Raw genomic sequence first — 19,121 nt, forward strand, 5'->3', positions numbered from 1 at the left:
TTCCCTTCACTAGGTCAAGAAATAGCATTCACCGCGGCCGCCAATTTTGCTTGGAACGATTTGGGCAACGGAATGGAGCCATATTGGTCCAGGCCTTCTTGGCCTGGACCAATCGCGGCTTGCATAAACGCCCTTACCGCAGTACCGGTCGTCGCATCCGGGTATTTCGAGCAGACGATCTCATAGGTCGCCAGCACGATCGGGTAAGAGCCAGGCTGGGTGGGCCTGTAGAACGACGACGTGTCCAATACCAGGTCGTTGCCTTGTCCCATGATCTTGGCCCCGGCGATTGTCTTGCCGACCGACTCGGTGGTGATCGCCACTGGATCCGGACCCGCCGACGTGATGATCTGGGCCATGTTCAACTGCTTACCCACCGCAAACGACCACTCGTTGTAGGTGATCGACCCGTCGGTCGTCTGCAGTAGGGCCGACGTGCCGTTGTTCCCGCTGGCGCCGACGCCGACGCCCCCGTTGAACGTTTCGCTGGCGCCTTTGCCCCACGCCCCGTTGGATGCGCCGTCGAGGTATTTCTGGAAGTTGTCCGACGTACCGGACTTGTCGCTGCGGAAGATAACGCTAATCGGTGTTGGCGGCAGGTCGGTGCCGGAGTTGAGGGCTTGGATCTGTGGATCATTCCACACGGTGATGGTGCCGTTGAAAATCTTGGCGGTAGTGGGTCCGTCAAGATTCAGCGTGCTCACGCCCTTGATGTTGTAGGTGATCGCGATCGGGCCGAACACCGTCGGCAGGTCCCATGCCGGGGAACCGCACCGCTCCGCCGCCCGGTCAGGTTGACCGGTCGACGGATTCAACGGGACATCCGAGCCGGCGAAATCGGTTTCGTTGTTGAGAAACTGGGTCACCCCGGCACCGGACCCGTTGGCGTTGTAGTCCAACGTGTAGCCCGGGCACGATCGCACGTAGGCATAGACGAACTGCTCCATGGCATTTTCTTGTGCGGTCGAGCCGCTGGAGTGGAGCTCCTTCTTGCCGCCGCAGTGCACCGACCCAGACGTGCCGCCTGCGCCTGACGACGAGCTGTTGGTGCCACCGCCGCATGCTGTCAACACCAGTGTGCCGGCGGCCAACAGGCTTACCGCTGCGCCGGATCGGGCGAACTTCACGCAACTCCTCTCGAGGGGGTCGTGGTGGCGGATCCACTCGCCACCGGTGGTCGCCGAGCCACCGACCCGGGGTCGGTATTCGAGCCGTCACCGTTGTGCATCGAAAGAGGTCTGATCATTGAAATCCTAGCGTTCAGGAGGGGCCGGTGATACTGAGGGTCGACGGCGCGCTTTGTCCAAGGAGCATCCCAAGGAGCATGTAGTACCCTGCGCCGATGGCGTGTGAACGGCTCGGCGGCCAGAGCGGTGCTGCTGATGTCGACGCCGCTGCGCCGGCGATGGCGGCGGTGAACCTCACCCTGGGTTTCGCTGGCAAAACCGTGCTCGACCAGGTGAGTATGGGCTTTCCCGCTCGTGCGGTGACGTCGTTGATGGGACCGACCGGTTCAGGTAAGACGACTTTTTTGCGCACCCTAAACCGGATGAATGACAAGGTCTCCGGTTACCGCTACAGCGGTGATGTGCTGTTGGGCGGACGCAGCATCTTCAACTACCGCGACGTGCTGGAGTTTCGCCGCCGGGTTGGCATGCTGTTCCAGCGCCCGAATCCGTTCCCGATGTCAATCATGGACAACGTGCTCGCCGGCGTGCGTGCCCACAAACTGGTGCCGCGCAAGGAATTCCGTGGCGTCGCGCAGGCTCGGCTTACCGAGGTCGGCCTCTGGGACGCGGTCAAGGATCGGCTCAGCGATTCACCGTTTCGACTCTCTGGTGGTCAGCAGCAGTTGTTGTGCCTAGCCCGTACGCTTGCGGTGAATCCGGAGGTGTTGCTGCTCGACGAGCCCACCTCCGCGCTGGACCCGACTACCACCGAGAAGATCGAAGAGTTCATCCGATCGCTCGCTGATCGCCTCACGGTGATCATCGTGACCCATAACCTTGCCCAGGCCGCCCGCATCAGCGACCGGGCGGCCCTGTTCTTCGACGGCAGGCTGGTGGAGGAAGGGCCCACCGAACAGCTGTTCTCCTCGCCGAAGCATGCGGAAACCGCCCGATACGTCGCCGGACTGTCGGGGGACGTCAAGGACGCCAAGCGCGGAAATTGAAGAGCACAGAAAGGTATGGCGTGAAAATTCGTTTGCATACGCTGTTGGCCGTGTTGACCGCTGCGCCGCTGCTGCTGGCAGCGGCGGGCTGTGGCTCGAAACCACCGAGCGGTTCGCCTGAAACGGGCGCCGGCGCCGGTACTGTCGCGACTACCCCCGCGTCGTCGCCGGTGACGTTGGCGGAGACCGGTAGCACGCTGCTCTACCCGCTGTTCAACCTGTGGGGTCCGGCCTTTCACGAGAGGTATCCGAACGTCACGATCACCGCTCAGGGCACCGGTTCTGGTGCCGGGATCGCGCAGGCCGCCGCCGGGACGGTCAACATTGGGGCCTCCGACGCCTATCTGTCGGAAGGTGATATGGCCGCGCACAAGGGGCTGATGAACATCGCGCTAGCCATCTCCGCTCAGCAGGTCAACTACAACCTGCCCGGTGTGAGCGAGCACCTCAAGCTGAACGGAAAAGTCCTGGCGGCCATGTACCAGGGCACCATCAAAACCTGGGACGACCCGCAGATCGCTGCGCTCAACCCCGGCGTGAACCTGCCCGGCACCGCGGTAGTTCCGCTGCACCGCTCCGACGGGTCCGGTGACACCTTCTTGTTCACCCAGTACCTGTCCAAGCAAGATCCCGAGGGCTGGGGCAAGTCGCCCGGCTTCGGCACCACCGTCGACTTCCCGGCGGTGCCGGGTGCGCTGGGTGAGAACGGCAACGGCGGCATGGTGACCGGTTGCGCCGAGACACCGGGCTGCGTGGCCTATATCGGCATCAGCTTCCTCGACCAGGCCAGTCAACGGGGACTCGGCGAGGCCCAACTAGGCAATAGCTCTGGCAATTTCTTGTTGCCCGACGCGCAAAGCATTCAGGCCGCGGCGGCTGGCTTCGCATCGAAAACCCCGGCGAACCAGGCGATTTCGATGATCGACGGGCCCGCCCCGGACGGCTACCCGATCATCAACTACGAGTACGCCATCGTCAACAACCGGCAAAAGGACGCCGCCACCGCGCAGACCTTGCAGGCATTTCTGCACTGGGCGATCACCGACGGCAACAAGGCCTCGTTCCTCGACCAGGTTCATTTCCAGCCGCTGCCGCCCGCGGTGGTGAAGTTGTCTGACGCGTTGATCGCGACGATTTCCAGCTAGCCTCGTTGACCACCACGCGACAGCAACCTCCGTCGGGCCATCGGGCTGCTTTGCGGAGCATGCTGGCCCGTGCCGGTGAAGTCGGCCGCGCTGGCCCGGCCATCCGGTGGTTGGGTGGGATAGGTGCGGTGATCCCGCTGCTTGCGCTGGTCTTGGTGCTGGTGGTGCTGGTCATCGAGGCGATGGGTGCGATCAGGCTCAACGGGTTGCATTTCTTCACCGCCACCGAATGGAATCCAGGCAACACCTACGGCGAAACCGTTGTCACCGACGGCGTCGCCCATCCGGTCGGCGCCTACTACGGGGCGTTGCCGCTGATCGTCGGGACGCTGGCGACCTCGGCAATCGCCCTGATCATCGCGGTGCCGGTCTCTGTAGGAGCGGCGCTGGTGATCGTGGAACGGCTGCCGAAACGGTTGGCCGAGGCTGTGGGAATAGTCCTGGAATTGCTCGCCGGAATCCCCAGCGTGGTCGTCGGTTTGTGGGGGGCAATGACGTTCGGGCCGTTCATAGCTCATCACATCGCTCCGGTGATCGCTCGCAACGCTCCCGATGTGCCGGTGCTGAACTACTTGCGCGGCGACCCGGGCAACGGGGAGGGCATGTTGGTGTCCGGTCTGGTGTTGGCGGTGATGGTCGTTCCCATTATCGCCACCACCACTCGTGACCTGTTCCGGCAGGTGCCGGTGTTGCCCCGGGAGGGCGCGATCGCGCTGGGGATGTCGAATTGGGAGTGTGTCCGCAGGGTCACCCTGCCGTGGGTGTCCAGCGGCATCGTCGGTGCGGTGGTGCTAGGGCTTGGCCGTGCGCTGGGGGAGACGATGGCGGTAGCCATGGTGTCCGGCGCGGTGCTGGGGGCCATGCCCGCCAACATCTACGCGACCATGACCACCATCGCCGCCACCATCGTGTCGCAGCTGGATTCGGCGATGACCGATTCCACCAACTTCGCGGTGAAGACGCTCGCCGAGGTGGGTTTGGTGCTGATGGTGATCACGTTGCTGACTAATGTGGCCGCGCGCGGGATGGTTCGTCGGGTGTCACGCACCGCGCTTCCGGTGGGACGCGGCATCTGACATGGGCGAATCGGCTGAGTCCGGGTCCCGGCAGCTACCGGCGATGTCCCCGCCGCGGCGATCGGTAGCCTATCGGCGCAAGATCGTCGATGCCCTGTGGTGGGCGGCGTGCTTGTGTTGTCTGGCGGTGGTGATCACCCCGACGTTGTGGATGTTGATCGGAGTCGTCAGCCGCGCTGTACCGGTTTTCCACTGGAGTGTGCTGGTGCAGGACTCCCAGGGCAATGGCGGCGGCTTGCGCAACGCCATCATCGGTACCGTAGTGTTGGCCATCGGGGTGATCCTGGTGGGTGGCACGGTGAGTGTGTTGACCGGGATTTATCTGTCCGAATTCGCCACCGGCAAAACACGGTCCATTCTGCGCGGCGCCTACGAGGTGTTGTCCGGTATTCCGTCGATCGTGCTCGGCTACGTCGGCTATTTGGCCCTGGTGGTGTACTTCGATTGGGGGTTTTCGCTGGCGGCCGGGGTGTTGGTGCTGTCGGCGATGAGCATTCCCTACATCGCCAAGGCCACCGAGTCCGCGCTTCATCAGGTGCCGACGTCGTATCGGGAAGCGGCTGAGGCACTCGGGTTACCAGCCGGCTGGGCGCTGCGCAAGATCGTGCTGAAGACGGCGATGCCCGGAATCGTCACCGGGATGTTGGTCGCGCTGGCCCTGGCGATCGGCGAGACGGCGCCGCTGCTGTACACGGCGGGGTGGTCGAATTCGCCGCCGACCGGACAACTCACCGACTCGCCGGTCGGCTACCTGACCTACCCAATTTGGACGTTCTACAACCAGCCATCCAAGTCGGCTCAGGATCTGTCCTATGACGCGGCCCTCTTGCTGATCGTGTTCCTGCTGCTATTGATCTTCATTGGCCGGTTGATCAACTGGCTGTCACGGAGGCGTTGGGACGTTTGAGTTGGCCTTCGAGCGCGCCTTCACGCTGGCCTCCAGCTTGGCGAGCAGGTCGGAGACGTCTTCGGGCTCGTCCAGCAACCTCGGTTGGTCCTCGGCGGTAAATGCCTGTCCACCTTCGAGTTTGGTGTCGATCAGCTCCTGTAACTGCTCCTGGTAGGTGTCGTGGTAGCGGTCCGGATTGAAGTCGTCGGCCATCGAGTCCACCACCTGGCCGGCCATCTTGAGTTCCGCGGGTTTGATCTCCACCTTCTGGTCCAGCACCGGGAAGTCGGGGTCGCGGATCTCATCGGGCCACAGCAACGTGTGCACCACCATCACCTCTCGCTTGCCGAAATCCTTGACGCGCAACGCCGCCAGCCTGGTCTTGTTGCGCAGCGTGAAATGCACGATCGCCATCCGGTCGGTCTCGGCGAGTGTCTTAGCCAGCAGCACATACGATTTCGACGACTTCGAATCAGGCTCCAAAAAGTAGCTGCGGTCGAACATCATCGGGTCCACGTCGGCGGCAGGGACGAACTCCAACACCTCGATCTCCCGGCTGCGTTCTTCAGGCAAGCTGGCGATGTCGTCGTCGGTGATCGCCACCATCTGGCCGTCGCCGGACTCGTAGGCCCGGGCAAGATCGCGGTAGTCGACCACCTCGCCACACGCCTCGCAGACGCGCTTGTACCGGATGCGTCCGTTGTCCTTGGCGTGCACCTGGTGGAACCTGATGTCGTGGTCTGCGGTAGCGCTGTACACCTTGACCGGCACGTTCACCAGCCCGAAGGCGATCGAACCCGTCCAAATGGCTCGCATGTAAGTGAGTATGCCTTGATTGTCCGCGAGCGGAACGTCACGGCGAAATTCCACGCGATATTTGGCCGTGACGTTACGCTCGCGACTTGTGTGACCGACAGGCTACGTTGAAAGCATGGGTTCGGCGTCGGAGCAACGGGTGACGCTGACCAACGCCGACAAGGTGCTCTATCCCGCCACGGGGACCACAAAGTCCGATATCTTCGACTACTACGCCGGTGTTGCCGAAGTCATGCTCGGCCACATCGCGGGACGGCCGGCGACGCGCAAGCGCTGGCCTAACGGCGTCGACCAACCCGCGTTCTTCGAAAAGCAGTTGGCGTTGTCGGCGCCGCCTTGGCTGTCACGTGCAACGGTGGCGCACCGGTCCGGGACGACGACCTATCCGATCATCGATAGCGCAACCGGGCTGGCCTGGATCGCCCAACAGGCGGCGCTGGAGGTGCACGTGCCGCAGTGGCGGTTTGTCGCCGAGCCCGGATCAGGTGAGTTAAATCCGGGCCCGGCAACGCGTTTGGTGTTCGACCTGGACCCGGGCGAAGGCGTGATGATGGCCCAGCTGGCCGAGGTGGCGCGCGCGGTTCGTGATCTTCTCGCCGATATCGGGTTGGTCACCTTCCCGGTCACCAGCGGCAGCAAGGGATTGCATCTGTACACACCGCTGGATGAGCCGGTGAGCAGCAGGGGAGCCACGGTGTTGGCCAAGCGCGTCGCGCAGCGATTGGAGCAGGCGATGCCCGCGTTGGTCACCTCGACCATGACCAAAAGCCTGCGGGCCGGGAAGGTGTTTGTGGACTGGAGCCAGAACAGCGGCTCGAAGACCACCATCGCGCCGTACTCACTGCGTGGCCGGACGCATCCGACCGTCGCGGCGCCCCGCACCTGGGCGGAGCTCGACGACCCCGCACTGCGTCAGCTCTCCTACGACGAGGTGCTGACCCGGATTGCCCGCGACGGCGATCTGCTCGAGCGGCTGGATGCCGACGCTCCGGTAGCGGACCGGTTGACCCGATACCGCCGCATGCGCGACGCATCGAAAACTCCCGAGCCGATTCCCACGGCGAAACCCGTTACCGGAGACGGCAATACGTTCGTCATCCAGGAGCATCACGCGCGTCGGCCGCACTACGATTTCCGGCTGGAACGCGACGGCGTGCTGGTCTCGTGGGCGGTACCGAAAAACCTGCCCGACAACACATCGGTTAACCATCTAGCGATACACACCGAGGACCACCCGCTGGAATACGCCACGTTCGAGGGCGCGATTCCCAGCGGGGAGTACGGCGCCGGCAAGGTGATCATCTGGGACTCCGGCACTTACGACACCGAGAAGTTCCACGATGACCCGCACACGGGGGAGGTCATCGTGAATCTGCACGGCGGCCGGATCTCTGGGCGTTATGCGCTGATTCGGACCAACGGCGATCGGTGGCTGGCGCACCGCCTAAAGAATCAGAAAGACCAGAAGGTGTTCGAGTTCGACAATCTGGCCCCAATGCTTGCCACGCACGGCACGGTGGCCGGTCTAAAGGCCAGCCAGTGGGCGTTCGAAGGCAAGTGGGACGGCTACCGGTTGCTGGTTGAGGCTGACCACGGCGCCGTGCGGCTGCGGTCCCGCAGCGGGCGCGATGTCACCGCCGAGTATCCGCAATTGCGGGCATTGGCGGAGGATCTCGCCGATCACCACGTGGTGCTGGACGGCGAGGCCGTCGTACTTGACTCCTCTGGTGTGCCCAGCTTCAGCCAGATGCAGAATCGGGGCCGCAACACCCGTGTCGAGTTCTGGGCGTTCGACCTGCTCTACCTCGACGGCCGCTCGCTGCTAGGCACCCGCTACCAAGACCGGCGTAAGCTGCTCGAAACCCTAGCTAACGCAACCAGTCTCACCGTTCCCGAGCTGCTGCCCGGTGACGGCGCCCAAGCGTTTGCGTGCTCGCGCAAGCACGGCTGGGAGGGCGTGATCGCCAAGAGGCGTGACTCGCGCTATCAGCCGGGCCGGCGCTGCGCGTCGTGGGTCAAGGACAAGCACTGGAACACCCAGGAAGTCGTCATCGGCGGCTGGCGCGCCGGGGAAGGCGGGCGCAGCAGTGGCGTCGGGTCGCTGCTCATGGGCATCCCCGGTCCAGGTGGGCTGCAGTTCGCCGGGCGGGTCGGTACCGGCCTCACCGAACGCGAACTGGCCAACCTCAAGGAGATGCTGGCGCCGCTGCATACCGACGAGTCCCCCTTCGACGTACCACTGCCCGCGCGTGACGCCAAGGGCATCACATATGTCAAGCCGGCGCTGGTCGCAGAGGTGCGCTACAGCGAGTGGACTCCGGAGGGCCGGCTGCGTCAATCAAGCTGGCGTGGGCTGCGGCCGGACAAGAAACCCAGTGAGGTGGTGCGCGAATGAAGTGGGTGACGTATCGAAGTGACCACGGCGAACGAACGGGAGTGCTTTCCGGTGACGCCATCTACGCGATGCCGCCGGACGTGTCGTTGCTGGATCTGGTCGGGCGCGGCGCCGACGGTCTGCGCACGGCGGGCGAACGGGCATTGCGCTCACCGGCCGCGGTGGTAGCGCTCGACGAGGTTACGCTGGCGGCGCCGATTCCGCGCCCGCCGTCGATCCGGGACTCGTTGTGCTTTCTGGACCACATGCGCAACTGCCAGGAAGCGATGGGGGGCGGCCGGGTGCTCATGGATACTTGGTACCGCATCCCGGCGTTCTACTTCGCGTGCCCGTCAACGGTTTTGGGACCGTACGACGACGCACCCACCGCACCCGGAAGTGCGTGGCAGGACTTCGAATTGGAGATCGCGGCGGTTATCGGAACCAGCGGCAAAGACTTGACCGTCGAGCAGGCCGAACGGTCGATCATCGGCTACACCATTTTCAACGACTGGTCCGCACGGGACCTGCAGATGCTGGAGGGCCAGCTGCGCATCGGACAGGCCAAGGGCAAAGACAGCGGTATCACCCTGGGCCCCTATCTGGTCACACCGGATGAGCTGGAGCCCTATTGCCGGGGCGGGAAGCTAAGCCTGCGGGTGACCGCCTTGGTCAACGGCACCGTGATCGGATCGGGGTCGACCGCACAGATGGACTGGAGCTTCGGCGAAGTCATCGCCTATGCCTCGCGGGGGGTGACGCTGACCCCGGGTGACGTGTTCGGCTCGGGCACGGTGCCCACCTGCACGCTCGTCGAGCACCTCAGGCCACCGGAATCATTCCCGGGCTGGCTGCACGACGGCGACGTGGTCACCCTCCAGGTCGAAGGGCTGGGCGAGACGAGGCAGACCGTCCGGACGAGCGGCACTCCTTTTCCGTTGGCTCTTCGGCCGAATCCGGACGCCGAACCCGACCGGCGCGGGGTCAACCCGGCACCGACGCGGGTGCCCTTCACCCGCGGGCTGCACGAAGTCGCCGACCGGGTATGGGCGTGGACGCTGCCCGACGGGGGATACGGCTTCAGCAACGCCGGGCTGGTCGCCGGGGACGGCGCGTCGCTGCTCGTGGACACCCTGTTCGACCTGGCACTGACACGCGAGATGTTGGCCGCGATGAAGCCGGTCACCGAGCGGGCGCCCATCACCGACGCCCTGATCACGCACTCCAACGGCGACCACACGCACGGCACTCAACTGTTGGACCGCTCAGTGCGCATCATCGCCGCCAAGGGCACCTCCGAGGAGATCGAGCATGGCCCGGCACCGGAGATGCTAGCCCGGATCCAAACCGCCGACGTGGGCCCCGTTGCGACGCGGTATCTGCGTGATCGCTTCGGTCACTTTGACTTCAGCGGCATCAAGCTGCGCAACGCCGACCTGACGTTCGACCGCGACCTGGCCATCGAGCTCGGCGGCCGGCGAGTCGACCTGCTCAACCTCGGTCCCGCGCACACCACCGCCGACTCGGTCGTGCATGTGCCGGACGCCGGTGTGCTGTTCGCCGGGGATCTGCTGTTCATCGGTTGCACGCCGATTGTGTGGGCAGGCCCGATCGCCAGCTGGGTCGCCGCCTGCGACGCGATGATCGCGCTGGACGCGCCCACGGTGGTGCCTGGGCATGGTCCGGTCACCGGCCCGGACGGGATCCGTGCCGTCCGTGGCTATCTGGCGCACATCGCCGAACAGGCCGAGGCGGCCTACCGCAAGGGTCTATCGTTGCCCGAGGCCGTCGAGACCATCGACCTGGGCGAGTACGCGAGCTGGCTGGACTCCGAACGGGTAGTGGTCAACGTCTACCAGCGTTACCGCGAATTGGATCCCGACACCCCGCGCCAGGACTTGCTGGCGTTGCTGGTGATGCAGGCCGAATGGGCGGCGCGCCACTGTACGTAGCCACTCGGGCGCGTTTGTCACGGGAATCTGCGGACCGGCGGGCGCATGGTTTGCCTGTCCACGAGCGACAAAGCCAGCGCGCCAAGGATTCCCGATGGCAGCCATCACTTTGTCGCGCTGAGGCGGGCACGAAGAACATCCCGTCCAGACAGCGGCCAATGTGGCGGGTGTGAAAGGCGCCGCCGAGCATGGCACAGGGTCCAACGGCTCTCACGAAGCTGATCGGGGATCGATCCGTTGTGATGCTTAAACTTTCGCGATGACGTTCTCGGCGAACATCTCCAGATTGCGGATCTTGGTCTGCAGCGGCTCGGTGTCGGGGCCCATGGTGTACGGGACACGGAAACCGACGATGACGTCCGTCACCCCTTTGTCCTCGAGCCGCTTGACGCCGTCCACGGTGAAACCGTCCAGGGAGATCACGTGGATTTCGAACGGGCTGGTTTTCCCCGCTTCCTCGCGAAGCCGCTTGACCCTGGCGATCAGCCGGTCGAGTTCGTCCGGATCGCCGCCGCCATGCATCCATCCATCGGCGCGCGCCGCCCGTCGCAGTGCTGCATCGGCGTGGCCACCGACCAGGATCGGGATCGGCTGGGTGGGCGCCGGGGTCATCTTGGTCTTGGGTATGTCGTAGAACTCGCCGTGGAACTCGAAGTAATCGCCGGTGGTAAGGCCACGCACGATCTCGATGCATTCGTCAATCCGCTTGCCGCGCTTAGCGAACGGGACGCCCATCAGCTCGTAATCCTCCGGCCACGGGCTAGTGCCGACACCCAGCCCGACCCGGTTGCCGATCAGGGCGGCTAGGGAACCGGCCTGCTTTGCCACCAGAGCCGGCGGGCGGATGGGCAGCTTGAGGACGAAGAAGTTGAACCGCAGCCTCGTCGTGACTGCGCCCAATGCTGCTGTCAGGACAAAGGTTTCGATGAAAGGCTTGCCGTCCATGAATTCGCGGTTGCCGTCGGGTGTGTACGGGTACTTCGAGTCGGATTCGAAGGGGTAGGCGATGCTGTCGGGAATCGTCATGCTGCTGTATCCCGCCGCTTCGGCTGCCTTGGCCAGCGGGATGTAGAACGTGAAGTCGGTCATTGCCTCCGCGTAGCTGAACCGCACGTGATTGCCTTCCTCGAAGTGGCCGTCCCCAACGAGATTAGAACGTGTTCTAATTTGACGTGCAAGCGGGGCGCAACGGCTTGGTCAGAGTTGGTTCTCCGGCCCAATAATTGCCCAGACCGTCTTGCCCGACGAAGTGGGACTGCTGCCCCAGGCGCGGGACAACGCGGCAACGATCGCCAGGCCGGAAACGTCGATGCCCTTCGGTGGGGACGCCAGCCGAACCGCCGGAGCGCTGCTGCCGTCGGAAACCGCGATGGTTGCTGTTGGGCCATCGCTTTCGATCCGCATCACCGGGTCGCTTCCGGTGTGTTTCAGCACGTTCTCCACGAATACGTTGACGACGACCAACGCGACTGGAATAAGCCCGGGACGTGACCATTGGGTGAGCCATTCGCGGACCAACTGGCGTGACTCGCGAAGGCTGTTCAGGTTGGCGGGCAGTTGTGCGTCCGAACGCTTGAAATTGCGGCGCGCGAGCCGACCGATGGCCTTGCTCGCCGCTTTTTCGGTCGGGTACACCGGCATGAAGCGGGCGACCCCGGTGCGGGTGACCGCCGCGCGGCCGGCCCGATGGCCGCAGACCAGCAAGACCGGTACATCCGCTCGGAACTCGGCCTGCCAGCGGGCGCTGATAAAGACCGACCATGCCGATTCCTCGGCGACTTGCAGCTCGGTGACATTGACGATAACGGCGGACGGCTGCTCGAGCGTCGCCCTCGTGAGGCTGTCCCGGAGCAGTGCAGAACTGCTGGAGTCAAGCGCACCGTCGGCGGTCAAGATGACCACCGAATCCTGTGTACGTACCGCAATGGCCAGCGCTGTCGGTGACTTGGCTGCCGTGCTCACCGCGACCACTTCCTTGCGTCCCTTGCCCCGGCGTCAGGTGCACATCGCAACTTGGGTCGGAGTGCCACCATAGCCATGGTTCCGAAACGGCGGGACGCCATGAACCGGCATTCCGGTCCCATCCTGTCGTCCGGTTTCATAGCCAGCTCCTCGAACTCCTGTCCCGCCAATAGCTTGAGGATGCCGTCCGCCTTGGCGGCAGAAACCCTATCTTTTGATGATCGCGCCGTCCGGCGCAGCACCCACCACCCAGGGGGTGGTTACCCACAAAAACACGCGATCAACCTCCAGTCCGGGCTATGCCCAGCCTATGCAAACGCCAGCAGGTAGGGCCCGGGAATCCGGCCAACAAAGATCAACGAACGCCGCGCCGGCGCCGGGATGCGTTCAAGTGGTGGCCGAGGCTGGGCCGCTTCGGGCATAGGGCGGTGGGCCCACTCCGGCGACCGAGTGGGTACCCCACGGTGTTTGTTCAGTGATGCGTGCGGGTGCGCTACGTCCGCCGATGGTTAACGTCGCCGCCCGGGCATGGGTGAGTGAAGTCTCGGGCAAGGAATCGAATACGGTGCCCTGCCAGTGGTAGTTGCCGTCGATCGGATCGAGGTGACCGGTAAGCCGGACGCGGACCCGAAAGCGGGCACCAGCGAGCGTTAGCGTCGCCGCACCGTCGTAGGTCTGATCGTCCTCGGTCGCCGCGGATGACAAGTCGAACGCTTCGAGGCCCCCAGTCTGCCGATGGGGCTGAGCGGGTTTGAGTTGGGCGCGCTCGTTGAATACCTGCTGGCTGCTGCGGCGCACCTCGATGCGGCGGCTGGCCGTGCGCTCCATGAGCTTCATGCATTCGACGACGCAGCGTGCCTGCGCGGCGGTATCGGGCCCGGTGATGAAGAAGTAGTTGGGGAAACCGTGAACGGCGACGCCGAGGTAGGGCTCCATGCCATCGTCCCAGGCTTGGCGGATGGTCACACCGCCGGCACCGACCAGGGTCTGATCGCCGACCTGATCGGCGATCGCGAACCCGGTGCCGTAGATGATGGCGTCGACGGGGTGTTCCACGCCATCGCTGGTGCGGATGCCCGAGGAGGTCAGCGCGTCGATCGCCGCCGTCGCCAAGGCGACCGCTGGATGCTCAGCCCCGGTGCGGCGACGTAGCCAGCGTTTGGCGCGTGTCGTCCACAGTGGTACTCCGGTGACGACGCGGCGCGGTGCCTGGGTGAAGACCGTGACCGACGCCGCCGATTCAGACAACCGGCTGATGTAGTGGGCGGCGGCGGCATCGGTGCCGACCACCGCGATGCGTTTGCCGGCCGGGTCGAAATCGCGGTCCCATGCCGCCGCGTGAAACGACTCACCTCGGTAGTCGGCGCGCCCGGCGAAGTCCGGTATCCACGGGACGTGCACCTGTCGGTGGGTGGCGATGACGACGCGACACCGGAAGGTCTCGCCGCCGGCAGTGCCGAGCACCCAGGTGTCGGTATTGTCGTCGAACACCGAACGGAGGACCTCGCGGCCGGGACGTAGGTGCCCGTCGCGGGCAGGCCCGGGTGCCTTGTCGAGGATCACGAACTCGGTGACGTCGGCGGCTAGCAGCGCGGCTGCGGCGTCCCGGCCACCAGCACCCCTGCCGACGATGACAATGCGGTGGCCGGCGTCAGCGAGGCCGAGCGTCGCGGTCACAGAAAGTTGGTGCGTTTCCAGGCGCGACGGGCGATCGGGCCCATCAGGCCCACTTCGGTCAAGAACGCCGCCAGGGGAGCGAATCCGGCCCGCTGCATTTGGTGACGATGCGGGCTGCTGCGGGCGGTCTTGCGGGCCCGTTGCGGGTCCAGGCCGGTGCGCGCGTAGGGGACCGGGTTGCTGAACAGGTAGCGGAAGAAATACCCACCCACGCCGTTGATGTTGGCCATGAACCATCGGTTGTAGCGTGGCATCGTCTGCACCCGCCGGCGTGCGCCGTCGCGGGCGAACTGGATGTGGCGGGCCTCTTCGGTGACGTGAATTCGCATGAGCCGCTGGATAATTGGCTGCAATTCGGGGTCGTCCATCATCTGCCGTTGTAGCGAGTCGAAGATTTCCTCGCCGATCAGGGCGGCCACCCACAGCATCGAGCCTCGTTGAAACGCCAGCGGGAGCGTGTTGATGACCATCCGGTGGAACAGCCGCGGGCGTACCGGCTTGGCGCCTATGCGCTCGATGGCTTTGCCGAACATGATCATGTGGCGGGTCTCGTCGCCCAGCTCGGTCAACTTGTAATGCGTCGAGGCGCTGGTGGGGTCTTTGTGCAAGATGGTGCGCAACAACGATTGGTTGAGCATGTTCTCGAACCAGATCCCGGCCGACAGCGTGTTGACCAACTCCTGGCGGGACAGCTCGATTTGCTGCTTGCGGGTCATCTCGTCCCACATCGGTGTGGCGTACAGCGATACCAGCCTTGGAGGTAGGTAGAACTTGTCTGGGTCCAGCGGGGCGTCCCAGTCGATGTCGACGACGGGCTCGTAGGACTTCCTGATCGAGCCCTTCAGCAGCCGCTCGGAGACCTCTTCGCGATTCGGCCCGCTTGGTTTCACCGCAGTGGTCATCGTTGGTGTCCCTTCATCGGGTGCTTCAGACGTTAGGGAGATCACGATCGATAGTCAATACCCATGGTATCCGATACCACTGGTCTCGGATAGTCCGTTCGCGGTCTCGATTAGGTTGAGCGGCATGGGTCGGCGTATTCACGTCATCGGCATTGGCGTCGGGGACCCGGACTACCTGACCGTGCAGGCGATTCACGCGCTCAATGACACCCAGGTGTTCTTTGCAATGGACAAAGGTGAGGCGAAGCCCGGCCTGCTGGCCCTGCGGCGGACGATCTGCGCACGGTATGTCCGCGAGCCCGGGTACCGGTTCGTCGAGCTGCCCGACCCACAACGGTCGACCGATACCGACTACCGGCAGGCTGTTTGCGACTGGCACGCGGCGCGCGCCCGGATCTGGGCGGCGGCCATCTCCGCCGAACTGGAACCCGATGGGGTGGGAGCCTTCCTGGCCTGGGGTGACCCGTCGCTGTACGACAGCACGCTGCGGGTCCTGGATGCGGTGGCAGCCGAGGTCGACATCAGCTATGACGTGGTTCCGGGTATCAGCGCGGTGCAGGCGCTGACCGCCCGGCACCGTATCCCACTCAACGAGGTTGGCGCACCCGTCCTGATCACTACCGGACGACAGCTGCGGACGCACGGGTGGTCTGGCTCGGCTGTGGTCATGCTCGACGGCGACTGCTCGTTTCAGGCCTGCCCTCCGGACACCCGAATCTGGTGGGGTGCCTATCTGGGCACCGACGACGAGCTGCTGGTGGCAGGCACGGTCGGCGAGGTCGGGACACGCATCGTGGCACTGCGCGACCAAGCACGGGCACGACACGGCTGGATCATGGATACCTACTTACTGAGGGATCGCTAAAGGGCTTACTTAGGGCACCGCGCTGAACAGCGACGGCGCGGTGTCGAATTAAGGATTTGGTCGAAGCGCCCGAATGGTCCTGCGGATCGCGCTACCATCGCCCCTAGTCAACGTGTGTCGAAGATCACATGCGACGGGCGGGCCGTCGCAGCCGTCTGGAGGGCTTTGGATGTCGTGGGTGATCGCAGCGCCCGAGTATGTGGCTGCGGCGGCCAACGATTTGGCAGGAATCGGTTCGACGATTAGCCAGGCCAACGCGGCAGCGGCGGCCCCGATAACCGCGGTGCTGCCCGCCGGCGCCGACGAGGTGTCGGCGGGCATTGCGGCGTTGTTTAGTGCACACGCTCAGGCATATCAGGTGCTAAGTGCACAGGCGGCGTTGTTCCATCAGCAGTTCGTCGCGCTCATGAGCGCCGGCGCGGGGCAGTACGCCACGACCGAGGCCCTCAACGCGCTGCCAATGCAGCAGGCGCAGGCCTTGGCCACTGACCCCGTGCTGGCGCTCACTGGGCGTCCGCTGATCGGTAACGGTGCCAACGGTGCACCGGGGACCGGCCAAGCCGGCAGCCCCGGCGGCTGGCTCTACGGCAACGGCGGCAACGGCGGGTCGGGCGCGCCGGGTCAAAACGGCGGCAACGGCGGCGCGGCCGGGTTGTGGGGCAACGGCGGACGGGGTGGCGCCGGCGGCATGGGAGTCTCCGGTGCGGGTGGCGTTGGGGGCGCAGCCGGCAACGGCGGTGCCGGCGGGGCCGGTGGTTGGCTGTTCGGCAGGGGCGGAGCCGGCGGGGCCGGTGGTATCGGCGGGACCGCTGTCGACATCGGTGACGGCTTCGGCCACGACGGGGGAGCCGGCGGTTTCGGGGGGGTCGGTGGTCGCGGGGGGCTGCTGTTCGGCCGGGGCGGGGACGGCGGGAGCGGCGGTGACGGTGGGACTGCTACCGGCGCCACGAACGCTACTGCCACCGCCGGCACCGGCGGTGCTGGCGGCAACGGCGGCAACGGGGGCAACGGCGGGTGGCTATACGGCGACGGTGGGGCCGGCGGCAATACCGGCAACGGCGGGTCCTTCGTAGCCGATCCAGCCGTACAAGTAGGAGCGAACGGCGGCGCCTTCGGCACCTTCGACGTGTTTGCTGGTAACGGCGGCAATGCCGGGCTGTTCGGCCATGGTGGGCCCGGCGGACACGGGGGGTCGGGTGGGGCCGGCCAGTCTGTCGCTCCGGTCGGTGGCGTTGGGGGTAACGGGGGCTTCGGCGGTGACGCCAAGCTGCTGGGCCACGGCGGCACCGGCGGCGACGGCGGTAATAACGGGACCGGCACGGTGGTCCATATCAGTGGCGGTGGCAACGGTGGCGACGGCGGGCTGTTCTACGGCAATGGCGGCCGAGGCGGTAACGCCGGCAGCGCTGCGATGGCACCGCTCGTTCCCGGTGGTGTCGGTGGTGACGGCGGCGACGCCCAGCTGATCGGCAATGGCGGCGACGGCGGGGCCGGGGCCGGCCCGGCCCTTGGCGGTGTCGGCGGTCTCGGCGGTGCCCGCGGACTGCTGTTCGGCACCCCCGGGGCCCCCGGTCCCGCGTAGCCCTGCTGGGATAGACATCTCCGCGCGACGGTCGGCAGACTGAAACGCGTGCCCGAACTGCCCGAGATCGAAGCGCTGGCAGATCATTTGCGCCGGCACGCCGTCGGTACGACGGTTGGCCGTGTCGATGTCGGCGCGCTGTCCGCGCTGAAAACCTTCGATCCGCCGGTGGACGCGCTGTACGGCCAGACGGTGGCGGGGGCCGATCGGTGGGGTAAATACCTCGGCCTGTCGACCGGGCGGCTGTGGTTGATCACCCACCTGTCCCGGGCGGGCTGGTTGCGCTGGTCCGACAAGCTGACCGCGGTGCCGCTGCGCCCCGGCAAGGGGCCCATCGCGCTGCGCGTCCACCTGGGCGTCCCGGGCACCGCGCCGGGTTTCGACCTCACCGAGGCAGGAACCCAGAAACGGCTGGCGGTGTGGCTGGTCGACGATCCGAAGCGGGTGCCCGGCATCGCCGCGCTCGGGCCCGATGCGCTGGACGTCAGCACCGACGACCTGGCCGGGCTGTTGGCCGGCAACACCGGCCGGATCAAGACCGTCATCACCGACCAGAAGGTGATCGCCGGCATCGGCAACGCCTATAGTGACGAAATCCTGCACGTCGCGAAGATCTCGCCGTTCGCCACGGCCGGCAAGTTATCCGGCGCACAGCTCACCTGCCTGCATGAGGCGATGGCGTCGGTGCTGTCGGACGCGGTGCGCCGGTCCGTCGGCCAGGGCGCGGCCATGCTCAAAGGGGAGAAACGTTCTGGGCTTCGAGTACATGCGCGCACCGGGTTACCCTGCCCAGTGTGCGGTGACACCGTGCGGGAGGTGTCCTTCGCGGACAAGTCTTTTCAGTACTGTCCAACGTGTCAGACCGGTGGCAAGGCGCTGGCCGACCGGCGTATGTCGCGGCTGCTCAAGTAGTCGATATGCTCACCGGAGTGACTCGCCAGAAGATCCTGATCACCGGCGCCAGTTCCGGCCTGGGCGCCGGGATGGCCCGATCCTTCGCCGCCCAGGGCCGCGACCTGGCGCTCTGCGCCCGCCGCACGGATCGGCTGACCGAACTGAAAGCCGAACTGTCGCAACGGTATCCCGACATCAAGATCGCTGTCGCGGAGCTGGACGTCAACGACCACGAGCGGGTGCCCAAGGTATTCGCCGAACTCAGCGATGAGATTGGCGGCATTGACCGTGTGATCGTCAACGCCGGAATCGGCAAGGGTGCCCGGCTGGGCTCGGGCAAGCTGTGGGCGAACAAGGCAACCATCGAAACCAACCTGGTCGCCGCACTCGTGCAGATCGAAACGGCACTGGACATGTTCAACCAGCGCGGTTCGGGGCATTTGGTGCTCATCTCCTCAGTGCTCGGCGTCAAAGGGGTGCCGGGCGTCAAAGCCGCGTATGCGGCAAGCAAAGCCGGTGTGCGCTCGCTAGGCGAATCGCTGCGCGCCGAGTACGCGCAAGGCCCCATCAGGGTCACGGTGCTGGAGCCGGGTTATATCGAGTCGGAGATGACGGCCAAATCGGCGAGCACAATGTTGATGGTGGACAACGCAACTGGCGTCAAGGCGCTGGTGGCCGCCATCGAGCGCGAGCCCGGACGCGCCGCGGTCCCCTGGTGGCCATGGGCGCCACTGGTGCGGCTGATGTGGGTGCTGCCGCCGCGGCTGACCAGACGCTTCGCCTAGCGGGCGCTCGGCCACCTAGGGCGTGTCTC

General features: G+C 65.4%; 16 protein-coding genes and 3 pseudogenes. 13 read left to right on the top strand and 6 right to left on the bottom strand.

The window, feature by feature from the left end; genetic code table 11:
• Positions 1 to 14: 14 nt before the first annotated feature.
• The gene (gene pstS, locus MCAN_RS04880; RefSeq protein ID WP_003404784.1) at positions 15 to 1,127 is read right to left on the bottom strand and encodes a phosphate ABC transporter substrate-binding protein PstS; all 1,113 of its coding nucleotides are present in this window, start codon (positions 1,125 to 1,127) and stop codon (positions 15 to 17) included.
• 215 nt (positions 1,128 to 1,342) lie between these two features.
• Between pstS (MCAN_RS04880) and MCAN_RS04885 the strand changes: the two genes are divergently transcribed.
• From MCAN_RS04885 to pstA, 4 genes are read left to right on the top strand one after another with little or no spacing between them, the layout of a single operon-like run.
• Positions 1,343 to 2,173, top strand: a complete 831-nt coding sequence (locus tag MCAN_RS04885; RefSeq protein ID WP_003898653.1) for a phosphate ABC transporter ATP-binding protein — start codon at positions 1,343 to 1,345, stop codon at positions 2,171 to 2,173.
• Between the two features lie 20 nt (positions 2,174 to 2,193).
• Positions 2,194 to 3,318: a phosphate ABC transporter substrate-binding protein PstS gene (gene pstS, locus MCAN_RS04890; protein ID WP_003900236.1), complete on the top strand. Its 1,125-nt coding sequence runs from the start codon at positions 2,194 to 2,196 to the stop codon at positions 3,316 to 3,318.
• A gap of 59 nt (positions 3,319 to 3,377) precedes the next feature.
• Positions 3,378 to 4,394: a phosphate ABC transporter permease subunit PstC gene (gene pstC / locus MCAN_RS04895; protein ID WP_014000503.1), complete on the top strand. Its 1,017-nt coding sequence runs from the start codon at positions 3,378 to 3,380 to the stop codon at positions 4,392 to 4,394.
• Position 4,395: 1 nt separating this feature from the next.
• Positions 4,396 to 5,301 (top strand): phosphate ABC transporter permease PstA, encoded by a 906-nt coding sequence (gene pstA, locus MCAN_RS04900; RefSeq protein WP_014000504.1) that lies wholly within the window; start codon positions 4,396 to 4,398, stop codon positions 5,299 to 5,301.
• Here pstA and ku read toward each other — a convergent pair.
• Positions 5,278 to 6,099: a non-homologous end joining protein Ku gene (ku, locus tag MCAN_RS04905; protein WP_014000505.1), complete on the bottom strand. Its 822-nt coding sequence runs from the start codon at positions 6,097 to 6,099 to the stop codon at positions 5,278 to 5,280. The two genes, pstA and ku, sit on opposite strands and share 24 nt — an antisense overlap.
• 115 nt (positions 6,100 to 6,214) lie before the next feature.
• Between ku and MCAN_RS04910 the strand changes: the two genes are divergently transcribed.
• Both MCAN_RS04910 and MCAN_RS04915 read left to right on the top strand, forming a co-directional pair.
• Entirely contained in the window at positions 6,215 to 8,494 is a 2,280-nt protein-coding gene (locus MCAN_RS04910) for an ATP-dependent DNA ligase (RefSeq protein ID WP_014000506.1), read from the top strand.
• A complete protein-coding gene (locus tag MCAN_RS04915; RefSeq protein WP_014000507.1) occupies positions 8,491 to 10,425 on the top strand; it encodes a fumarylacetoacetate hydrolase family protein in 1,935 nt (644 codons plus the stop codon). Before MCAN_RS04910 ends, MCAN_RS04915 begins: the two co-directional genes overlap by 4 nt.
• Before the next feature lie 246 nt (positions 10,426 to 10,671).
• Here MCAN_RS04915 and MCAN_RS04920 read toward each other — a convergent pair whose 3' ends face one another.
• Together MCAN_RS04920 and MCAN_RS04925 are read right to left on the bottom strand one after the other, a co-directional pair.
• A complete protein-coding gene (locus tag MCAN_RS04920) occupies positions 10,672 to 11,538 on the bottom strand; it encodes a TIGR03619 family F420-dependent LLM class oxidoreductase (RefSeq protein ID WP_003404819.1) in 867 nt (288 codons plus the stop codon).
• Positions 11,539 to 11,622: 84 nt separating this feature from the next.
• Complete coding sequence (locus tag MCAN_RS04925; RefSeq protein ID WP_014000508.1) at positions 11,623 to 12,396, bottom strand: STAS domain-containing protein; 774 nt, start codon at positions 12,394 to 12,396, stop codon at positions 11,623 to 11,625.
• Positions 12,397 to 12,438: 42 nt separating this feature from the next.
• On the opposite strand from MCAN_RS04925, the gene MCAN_RS04930 reads away from it, so the two are divergent.
• Positions 12,439 to 12,717: a hypothetical protein gene (locus tag MCAN_RS04930; protein WP_003901948.1), complete on the top strand. Its 279-nt coding sequence runs from the start codon at positions 12,439 to 12,441 to the stop codon at positions 12,715 to 12,717.
• Between the two features lie 57 nt (positions 12,718 to 12,774).
• Here the strand turns inward: MCAN_RS04930 and MCAN_RS04935 are convergent, their stop codons facing one another.
• Positions 12,775 to 13,773: a DUF4873 domain-containing protein gene (locus MCAN_RS04935; protein WP_080602957.1), complete on the bottom strand. Its 999-nt coding sequence runs from the start codon at positions 13,771 to 13,773 to the stop codon at positions 12,775 to 12,777.
• Between the two features lie 255 nt (positions 13,774 to 14,028).
• Between MCAN_RS04935 and MCAN_RS23385 the strand changes: the two are divergent.
• Positions 14,029 to 14,121 (top strand): annotated as a pseudogene (locus tag MCAN_RS23385) (hypothetical protein); the annotation flags it as partial.
• A gap of 50 nt (positions 14,122 to 14,171) precedes the next feature.
• Here the strand turns inward: MCAN_RS23385 and MCAN_RS04940 are convergent.
• A pseudogene (locus tag MCAN_RS04940) lies at positions 14,172 to 14,966 on the bottom strand (AurF N-oxygenase family protein); the annotation flags it as partial.
• 124 nt (positions 14,967 to 15,090) lie between these two features.
• Here MCAN_RS04940 and cobF point away from each other — a divergent pair.
• From cobF to MCAN_RS04960, 5 genes and pseudogenes are all read left to right on the top strand, one after another.
• The gene (cobF, locus tag MCAN_RS04945) at positions 15,091 to 15,831 is read left to right on the top strand and encodes a precorrin-6A synthase (deacetylating) (RefSeq protein WP_014000511.1); all 741 of its coding nucleotides are present in this window, start codon (positions 15,091 to 15,093) and stop codon (positions 15,829 to 15,831) included.
• Between the two features lie 169 nt (positions 15,832 to 16,000).
• The gene (locus MCAN_RS04950) at positions 16,001 to 17,413 is read left to right on the top strand and encodes a PE family protein (protein WP_014000512.1); all 1,413 of its coding nucleotides are present in this window, start codon (positions 16,001 to 16,003) and stop codon (positions 17,411 to 17,413) included.
• A gap of 48 nt (positions 17,414 to 17,461) precedes the next feature.
• Positions 17,462 to 17,695, top strand: a pseudogene (locus MCAN_RS23390) (DNA-formamidopyrimidine glycosylase family protein); the annotation flags it as partial.
• A 162-nt stretch (positions 17,696 to 17,857) separates the two neighbouring features.
• Positions 17,858 to 18,325, top strand: coding sequence for a zinc finger domain-containing protein (locus MCAN_RS23395; protein ID WP_230864520.1), 468 nt, complete (start codon positions 17,858 to 17,860; stop codon positions 18,323 to 18,325).
• A 17-nt stretch (positions 18,326 to 18,342) separates the two neighbouring features.
• Positions 18,343 to 19,092 (top strand): SDR family oxidoreductase, encoded by a 750-nt coding sequence (locus tag MCAN_RS04960; protein ID WP_003918158.1) that lies wholly within the window; start codon positions 18,343 to 18,345, stop codon positions 19,090 to 19,092.
• The last annotated feature ends 29 nt before the right edge of the window (positions 19,093 to 19,121 follow it).

The organism is Mycobacterium canetti CIPT 140010059, from assembly GCF_000253375.1.
Classification (GTDB): domain Bacteria; phylum Actinomycetota; class Actinomycetes; order Mycobacteriales; family Mycobacteriaceae; genus Mycobacterium; species Mycobacterium tuberculosis.

Excerpts from the sequence above, each read along its gene's own strand:
- cobF (WP_014000511.1), top strand. The coding sequence starts at position 15,091 with ATGGGTCGGCGTATTCACGTCATCGGCATTGGCGTCGGGGACCCGGAC.
- pstA (WP_014000504.1), top strand. The coding sequence starts at position 4,396 with ATGGGCGAATCGGCTGAGTCCGGGTCCCGGCAGCTACCGGCGATGTCC.
- ku (WP_014000505.1), bottom strand. The coding sequence starts at position 6,099 with ATGCGAGCCATTTGGACGGGTTCGATCGCCTTCGGGCTGGTGAACGTG.
- pstC (WP_014000503.1), top strand. The coding sequence starts at position 3,378 with ATGCTGGCCCGTGCCGGTGAAGTCGGCCGCGCTGGCCCGGCCATCCGG.
- MCAN_RS04885 (WP_003898653.1), top strand. The coding sequence starts at position 1,343 with ATGGCGTGTGAACGGCTCGGCGGCCAGAGCGGTGCTGCTGATGTCGAC.
- MCAN_RS04915 (WP_014000507.1), top strand. The coding sequence starts at position 8,491 with ATGAAGTGGGTGACGTATCGAAGTGACCACGGCGAACGAACGGGAGTG.
- MCAN_RS04910 (WP_014000506.1), top strand. The coding sequence starts at position 6,215 with ATGGGTTCGGCGTCGGAGCAACGGGTGACGCTGACCAACGCCGACAAG.
- MCAN_RS04950 (WP_014000512.1), top strand. The coding sequence starts at position 16,001 with ATGTCGTGGGTGATCGCAGCGCCCGAGTATGTGGCTGCGGCGGCCAAC.